Below are 2,235 nucleotides of genomic sequence, written 5' to 3'. Positions count from 1 at the left end.
TGTTCTTTGATAACCTGATGGTAGCGCAAATGAGTGGCCCGGTGCTGGAGGAGACGCATTATTATCCATTTGGGCTGACGATGGCGGGGATTAGTGCGAATGCGTTGGTGGGGAAGAACTATCCGGAGAATCGATTGAAATATAATGGTATGGAATTACAAAGTGGAGAATTTGGAGATGGATCAGGGCTGGAACTATATGATTATGGAGCCAGAATGTACGATGTGCAGATAGCCCGATGGCATACGTTGGATCCATTGAGTGAGAAAATGAGACGTTGGAGTCCTTACAACTATTCCTTTAATAACCCTTTACGTTTTATTGATCCTGATGGAAGGGGACCCGCTGATGTGATTGTAGGTGAAAAATATCAAGCGACGGTTAAGGATCTCTTGTATCAATCTTTTGGAGACAAAGCTAAAGATTTTTCATATGAAAAGAGTGGGAAGCTAGTTTTTGGTGGCGATGTCTCTAAATTTACCAGCGATGAAGCCAAGGCCTTCGGCGAATTAAATGGTTTAATGACTTCTGAAATAAAGTATAATGTCATTATTGAGGAAAATATTTCGTTTGAAAGTAAAAAAGGCGGCATGATTGAGGTTAATACCGGTAATGAAGGCTCAAAAGGAGATGCAGCAGTCTATCCAACTTCAACTAAGAATGGTGAAGGGATCTTGGCAATAAACCCTGCCCCAACGCAAGCGAATGTAATGGATGTTAAATATACAGAAGAAGGAAACCAAGTTCCGGTTAATGCAATGGATATCCTTCAAGGCGGAGGAAGAGGACCATTAAAAAATTTTACGCCTTATGAGAATTTTTGGCACGGGATAGGACATCTGAGAGCTGGTGGAGATCAAGATCAAGGCCGGGCTATGGAAGTGGAAAATATGGGGGGAGCTATTCGTAAGACAGTTATCTACGATACAAATGGAACTTTCAAGTCTGCGACCAGTAATCCGATACCGGCGAAAGCTTATAACCTTGATCACCCTAATAAACAAAAAAAATGAGGTGGATGTTAGTTTTAGCAACCGTATTATGTTCATGTGCGGGAGAAAAAGATATTTTTTCTTCGAAGTTTGACTATGTCAATTACCGCGGGGAAAGATACATACAATCGAGGATGAGTGTCGGTAAGTATAGTCAAAGTGATTTCAATGTCATCAGTATTTCAATAGTCAATCGGAATGTGGATACGATATACATTTTTTCGACAGTATTGGATAATCTCGATATGTTTTATTCAGGAAAAAATATACGGTCGCGAAAGTCTCATTTGATTGTTGATAGTTATTACGATGGATACATGAAAGATGCAGCGCATAGCGGAATTAGAAAGTTTAATTTTTTTCAGGTTCTGCCAGGTGATAGTATGGTAGTTAATTTTGATATTGATCGGTTGGGGCGAATGGTAAATCCTTTGCCCCCAAAAATTGAACTTAGATACTACTACTTTGAGAAGAAAGGACGCAATTTTGATGGATTAGTTAATGTTGAAAAGGGTAAATTACATTGTGGAAGTAAATATGTGTATATCCTGAAGCGCCCTTTGACTCATTAATATTGATATAAGAGCAATGATTCTGATTTAAAAAATGAAGAACCGCACTTTAGCGCTATTACCGTAGTCACAGTTTGGTATGAAGAGTTTCCCAAATAGAGACTAAAATCTTAATGATGGAACCATTAATGTTATACTTCTGTACATTTTTTGTTCATTTAATATCCATAACACCAGGTAAAGACATTGATAGCCTGTTTTTGAATTGGAACAGAGCAACTTTAGGTTCTCTAAATAGAACTTGTTCTCAGATGAAAAAGAAAATGATCGATCAAAGTGTCGAAATCGGTTAGCTACCATTCCCGGCTTTGGGTCAATAGAAGAAGATAGTCTTAATAGGTCATCTATCAGATGGACATTCCTGGAAAAGATGATGACTGATGCTGACAAATTAAGTAAAGAATGGACTATTGTGGAAGTTGTCAAAACCGGAGAAAAAGTTAGTTGTAAGTACCCCATCTAGGGAACTGTTTCATTAAGTGTGTAAACTTAATAGCTGTTTAATCAACTTATCTCTGTTATTTGCTGTGCCTAAGAAAGGGGGGGCCAGATGTAGCAACAAGGATAGAAAAGTACTGAAATATCAACCGCCGGTTACATAATGAAAAGTTGTTACCCAAATAAAAGACCTATGAGAGAAAGAAATCGGTTCAGGCAGTTACGCGTTACAT

General features: G+C 38.3%; 2 protein-coding genes. Both read left to right on the top strand.

From position 1 onward, the window contains the following. The coding region (locus tag B5D63_RS34470; protein ID WP_317044831.1) for an RHS repeat domain-containing protein at window positions 1-1,013 on the top strand (1,013 nt) is incomplete at its 5' end. 5 nt (window positions 1,014-1,018) lie between these two features. Further along, on the top strand, window positions 1,019-1,564 hold the full coding sequence (locus B5D63_RS34465) for a hypothetical protein (RefSeq protein ID WP_143313390.1): 546 nt from the start codon (window positions 1,019-1,021) through the stop codon (window positions 1,562-1,564). Window positions 1,565-2,235 lie beyond the last annotated feature (671 nt).

Origin of the sequence: Chitinophaga eiseniae (genome assembly GCF_900167135.1) — a bacterium.
Classification (GTDB): Bacteria; Bacteroidota; Bacteroidia; order Chitinophagales; family Chitinophagaceae; genus Chitinophaga; species Chitinophaga eiseniae.
Note: the sequence above shows the minus strand (reverse complement) of the source record. Positions and strands in the feature narration are given on the sequence as shown.